7 protein-coding genes are annotated in these 4,931 nt (G+C 65.5%); all 7 read right to left on the reverse strand.

All coding sequences use genetic code 11. The annotated features are described in order from the left end of the window. Positions 1 to 539 (reverse strand): AMP-binding protein (locus RMO40_RS01440; RefSeq protein WP_309715262.1); only part of this gene is annotated, 539 nt, incomplete at its 3' end. A gap of 239 nt (positions 540 to 778) precedes the next feature. Beyond that, the gene (gene pufC, locus RMO40_RS01445; RefSeq protein WP_309715264.1) at positions 779 to 2,167 is read right to left on the reverse strand and encodes a photosynthetic reaction center cytochrome PufC; all 1,389 of its coding nucleotides are present in this window, start codon (positions 2,165 to 2,167) and stop codon (positions 779 to 781) included. Beyond that, positions 2,164 to 3,141 carry a photosynthetic reaction center subunit M gene (gene pufM, locus RMO40_RS01450; RefSeq protein ID WP_309715267.1) on the reverse strand — a complete coding sequence of 326 codons (978 nt, stop codon included), beginning with the start codon at positions 3,139 to 3,141 and terminating at the stop codon, positions 2,164 to 2,166. The genes pufC and pufM overlap by 4 nt, the downstream gene beginning before the upstream one ends. Positions 3,142 to 3,156: 15 nt before the next feature. Beyond that, on the reverse strand, positions 3,157 to 3,996 hold the full coding sequence (gene pufL, locus RMO40_RS01455) for a photosynthetic reaction center subunit L (RefSeq protein WP_309715271.1): 840 nt from the start codon (positions 3,994 to 3,996) through the stop codon (positions 3,157 to 3,159). 159 nt (positions 3,997 to 4,155) lie between these two features. Continuing rightward, a complete protein-coding gene (pufA, locus tag RMO40_RS01460) occupies positions 4,156 to 4,341 on the reverse strand; it encodes a light-harvesting antenna LH1, alpha subunit (protein ID WP_309715274.1) in 186 nt (61 codons plus the stop codon). Between the two features lie 44 nt (positions 4,342 to 4,385). After that, positions 4,386 to 4,595, reverse strand: a complete 210-nt coding sequence (locus RMO40_RS01465; RefSeq protein ID WP_309715279.1) for a hypothetical protein — start codon at positions 4,593 to 4,595, stop codon at positions 4,386 to 4,388. A 68-nt stretch (positions 4,596 to 4,663) separates the two neighbouring features. After that, positions 4,664 to 4,810: a light-harvesting antenna LH1, beta subunit gene (gene pufB / locus RMO40_RS01470; protein ID WP_309715282.1), complete on the reverse strand. Its 147-nt coding sequence runs from the start codon at positions 4,808 to 4,810 to the stop codon at positions 4,664 to 4,666. Positions 4,811 to 4,931: the final 121 nt, after the last annotated feature.

Consider the following 4,931-nt stretch of genomic DNA (forward strand, 5'->3'; position numbering starts at 1 on the left):
CCGACCGACAGCGGCACGATCTTCGGCCGCGAGGTCGTGCCCGAGGTGTGCAGCACCATGCCGATGTCGCTCGGCTCTCCATAGCCGCCTGAAGCGGCAGCAGCGCTAGGTTGCCCGTCGCGTGCAACGAGCGTGAAGGCACCGGCCAGCGCACCGTCGGACACCACCAAGTCGGCGATGCGCACGCCCAGCTTCTGGGCCACGGCAATGGCGGGCGACTGGCTGCCACGTTCGACGATCAACAGCTTCGCGTTGAGGTCCGACAGGTAGAACTCGAACTCGTCCGCGCGGTAGGCCGGATTGAGCGGGGCGCTGGTGGTGCCGCTCGCGCAGGCGATGTAGCAGGTGGCCATCTCGGGGCCGTTGGCCAGCACGATGGCCACGCGGTCGTTGCGGCCCACGCCCATGTCGTTCAGTGCGGCCAGCGTGTCTCCGACCAGCGTGCGCAGGCCTCCGTACGACAGAGGCGGGCGGCCAGGTGCGGAGATCGCGGTGTCGCTACCGTTGCCGGTGGCCAGCAGGTCTTTGAGGTTGTTCATCACCAAGGTCCGAATGCGGGTTTACCCGTTATGCGCCGGCCCGATGTGTGGGCGATTGGCGTGCCATGAACGAGCGGCGATTTATAACAGCCGGCCATTGCGAGCTGTGACCGCCAGTGCCGATGGCGCACCGCATCGTTCTCAAATACATACGGCCCCCGTGTCGAGCAAAGACACGAGGGCCGCGGGCATGTAGGGCGCTGGATCTCGGTGAGGCCGGCGCCATCACAGAACGGCCGCTACTTCAGCGCCACCTCCACACGCCGCGCCTTCGGGTCCTCACCCGACAGGTTGGCCTCGGCGGACTGCGGCTTGTCGAGCTTCACGCGATCGGCGGCGATGCCGGCCGCGACGAGCGCATCGCGGACCGAGAAAGCGCGCTGCTTGGCGAGCTCCTGGTTGCTGGTGAGATTGCCCGCTGCGGAGTGAAAGCCGGAGATGGACACCGTGGCGGCAGGGTTGGCCTTCAAGGCCGCGATCACGCCACCGAGCGGGCCGGCCGCATCGCCCGGCAGGGCCGCCGAGTTGACGCCGAAGTACACCGTTGCGCTGTCGGCGACCGGGGCCGGCGCGTCCGCCGCCGCCGGGGCCGCGGCGGGCGCGGTCACCGTCGCCGTGACACCGGCCAGCTCGGGGTGATCGCCGAGCATGCTCTGCCCATACAGCGGTTTGTAGGCCCCCTGGTGGCACGTGGTGCAGTTGACCTTGGCCACGTCCCCGGTCGGGCCCAGCCGGTGCGGCGGGAAGTTGCCGGTCAGCGGCTCGATGTAGGCATCGTTCACGTCCCGCACCATGCGGATGCCGTACCAGGCCGTCGTGCGCTGCGGCGTGCTGGTGTCCCAGGTCTGGAACGAGCGGCTGTTGTGGCAGTAGGTGCAGTTCACGCCGAGCGAACTCGACATGTGCATCATCAGCCCATAGGTCCACTCCGCCTGCTTGGTCGACTGGCGGTTGCCTGTGGGCAGCGCGGTCGGGCCGATCACGCGGATCTCCTCCGGCGTCTTGGACAAGAAAGCCGTGTAGGGGTCGACCGGCAATGAACTCAGCCCCGATGCCTCAGACGGCGTGTTCTGGCCGGCGCTGAAGCCGAGCAGACCTTGCTGTGCGCTTCTCTGCCCGCCCGGTGCGAACCAGACGTTGTTGGGCACCGGGTTGCCGCGGTGACAGGTGTAGCAAGTCACCCCGGTGCCGGCGACGTGCGTTTTCCAGTCGGCGTTGATGTGCTGCGTCATCTGGACCATGCGGCGCGCGACGACCTTCGTGTACTTGCTGTCGTCGGCCAGGTTGGCCAGGTTGTGGCAATAGGCACAGCCTTCCTGCGGCGCAACCCAGCTCGTGATGGCCGTCATGTGGCGCGTGAACTCGGCGACGCTCAGGTTGCCGAGCACCTGCACGTTCTTGTAGACCTCGCTGGCGCGCGGGCCGTCTGCAGGCACCGCCGGCAGCGCCGCAGGCAGCGCGTTCAGCTCGGCTTGGCTCGCGATCGTGCGCGGGTTGTAGATCTGGTCCATCCCGGTGCCGCGGTAGCCGTGCTGCACGGCGTCGATCGGCGGGCGCTCGCAACCCGCGAGTCCCAACAGACTGGCGCCCAGCAGGAGCGACACCCAGCTTCTGATACGACTCGTCATGGCTTGACTCCTTGCAGCGTAGCGGGATCGATGACCGGCCCGAACACCGCCGGGTAGGTCGGGGCGACGCCGTGCTTGACGGCCCACAGGTACCAGTTGTCGACCACCGTGCCGGTGAGCAGGATGCCGATGCCGCCGGTCAGCGGGCACAGCACCGCGAACCACCAGGCGTAGCGGTGGATGGACTCCATCGTGGCGTTGAAGCCCATCGTCCAGCGCCAGAACAGCGCGGCGCGTTCGCTGGCCGTGCCGCGGTCGACGATCTGCTCGATCTCGCGTTCGCCACCGAAGCGGCTGACCGCCAGGATGGTGGCGCCGTGCATCGCGAAAAGCAGCGTCGAGCCGTACAGGAACACGATGCTCAGCATGTGGAAGGGGTTGTAGAACAGGTTGCCGTAGCGGATCGAGAAGGCCGCGGTCCAGTCGAGGTGCGGGAAGATCCCGAAGGGCACCGACTCGCCCCAGGTGCCCATCAGCACCGGACGGATCAGGCCCAGCACGAGGAACAGCCAGATCGCCGCCGCAAAGGCCCAGGCAACGTGCGTGCCCATGCCGAGCTGGCGAGCCCGCGTGTACATGCGCGCCCACCACAGCAGCACCGAGATCGTCAGGAACAGGCCGGCGATCTGCCACCAGCCACCCTGGTTGAGCGGCGCCAGGCCCAGCCCGTTGCCGGCGGCCGGCGGCTCCAGCGCCAGCCAGAACAGCTGACGCACCATCTGGATCGGGCTCCAACCCACCGACGCCAGCATGTTGAAGCCGATGATCACGAAGCTCAACGTGCCGAAGATCAGCGAGGCGAGGCCGAGCGATCCCAGGTAGATCGGCCCGAGCTGCGCGTTGCCGAAGCGGCCCAGCAGATGCACGAGGACGGGGTCGCCGGTGCGCGGCGAGTTGCCCCGAGGCAGGTCAACACCGTGGTGGGCGGGGCCCACCACCTGGAGTTGCGTGAAGAGATTTTGGTATTCAGCCATGCTGGTCTCCTTGGCTTACTTGAGGGGCCACTGCGCCCAGATCGGCAGGTTCAGCCACCAGCCCCACCATTCGGGCCAGCCGCGTGTCCAGAAGGGGCCGCTGATCACGATGCACACGGCGCTGAAGAACACGGCTGCCAGGGCGAGGAACAAACCCAGCCGGTGGATACCCAGCGTGCCGATCGAGTAACCGATCGCGTCGCGGAAGTAAGTGTCCTCGTGCTCCGAGGTCTTGACTGCGTGCCCCTTTGCCGGGTTGGTTGCCGACAGCACCAGAGCACCGTGCATCGACAAGGCCAGCGTGGTCGCAAAGAAGAAGCTCACCGCCAGCATGTGCGCGGGGTTGTAGTGAAAGTGCAGGTACTGGTAGCCCGTGTTGGACACCCAGTCCAGGTGACTCATGATTCCGTACGGGAAGCCGTGTCCCCAGGCGCCCATCAGCACGGGGCGGATCACCACCAGCGTGATGTACGCGAAGATCGCCATCCCGAAGGCCGCCGGCACGTGGTATCCGATGCCCAGCTTCCGGCAGATCTCTGCTTCTCTCAAGGCCCAGGACACAAAGGCGCCTGTCGCGCACACGGTGATCAATTGCCACAGCCCGCCTTCGAGCAGCGGCGCCATGCCGAGGCCGTACTTCAAGTCCGGGGGGGCGATGTTGATCTGCCAGACGTTCCATGTCGTGCCTTGCGAGGCACCCCACAGAATCAGCGCGGTGCCGAGCGCCGCAAAGAAGATCGTGGTCACGCCGAAGAAGCCGACGTAGAAGGGACCGACCCAGAAGTCGAACAGGTCGCCTCCGATCAGCGTCCCACCACGCACGCGGTACTTCCGTTCGAAACTCAATACGGCCATGGCCTTTTCTCCTCCGATCCGGTGGCGCCTCAACCCAGGGGAGGCCGCCTTCGGATGTGTTCTGCGGTTCTATGCAGGTCCAACGAACCACCTTGTGGGCCGGACCCGGTGTGAACCGGACCCGGCCTGCAAAGCGTTCAGACCGAGCGATGCGTCCGACTACTTCGCCGGCGTTGCGGCCGGCATGGCACCAGCCACCGGTGCGCCAGCCTGCGGGCCGTCGAGCCAGTTGAACTTGTTGGTGCTCAGCAGGACCAGATGGATCATCACGGCCAGACCGAAAAGGAAGATGCCTTGGATCACCATCGCGCGAAGCGGGTCGAACAATCTCCAGATACGCCACATGTTTCGTTCTCCTGAAAAGGAATTGAATGAATCGAGTCAATGGATCAAGTGAGATGGGACATGGCCGTGTAGACCGCTGCCTTCACGCCACCGATCATCGACTTCTCGCCCTCGGCGCCTGGCAACCAGGTGCGCCAATGCCAGGTCAGCACCTGTGCCATCAGGGCCACCAACAGGAACACTGCAAAGCTCGTCAAAAAGATGCCCCGGTAGGTGAGCGAATCGCTCTCCAACACGTGCTTGATCGAAGTCATCGAGGTGTCAACCATTGAAGTCCCCTTGGAGGGTTATCGAGCTCTAGCAAATGGTTCTGATCAACCGATCAGAGCCACGGACGCCACGACCAAACGAGGAAGTGCGCCACCACCGCAATGGCCGTGAAGCCGATGAAGCCCTGAACCCAGAACTTGTGAAACTCCTGGGCCTCCGCATCGGTCAGGCCGGAAATCGAGCCTTTTCTCTCACTCATAGGAATTGCTCCTGTCAAACGGCCTGTCGGCCATGTCGCGCAGAGCCCGCGCGGCGGGGGCAACGACAGCGCAGCGCTGTCGCATCGGGTCGGCCCGGCGCATGGCCGGACGCTGTGTGGT

It is taken from the genome of Rhizobacter sp. (genome assembly GCF_031412075.1).
Classification (GTDB): domain Bacteria; phylum Pseudomonadota; class Gammaproteobacteria; order Burkholderiales; family Burkholderiaceae_C; genus Rhizobacter.

Bases quoted from the DNA above. Each gene is read 5' to 3' on its own strand.
- pufA (WP_309715274.1), bottom strand. From the start codon at position 4,341: ATGTGGCGTATCTGGAGATTGTTCGACCCGCTTCGCGCGATGGTGATC.
- pufM (WP_309715267.1), bottom strand. From the start codon at position 3,141: ATGGCTGAATACCAAAATCTCTTCACGCAACTCCAGGTGGTGGGCCCC.
- pufB (WP_309715282.1), bottom strand. From the start codon at position 4,810: ATGAGTGAGAGAAAAGGCTCGATTTCCGGCCTGACCGATGCGGAGGCC.
- RMO40_RS01465 (WP_309715279.1), bottom strand. From the start codon at position 4,595: ATGACTTCGATCAAGCACGTGTTGGAGAGCGATTCGCTCACCTACCGG.
- pufC (WP_309715264.1), bottom strand. From the start codon at position 2,167: ATGACGAGTCGTATCAGAAGCTGGGTGTCGCTCCTGCTGGGCGCCAGT.
- pufL (WP_309715271.1), bottom strand. From the start codon at position 3,996: ATGGCCGTATTGAGTTTCGAACGGAAGTACCGCGTGCGTGGTGGGACG.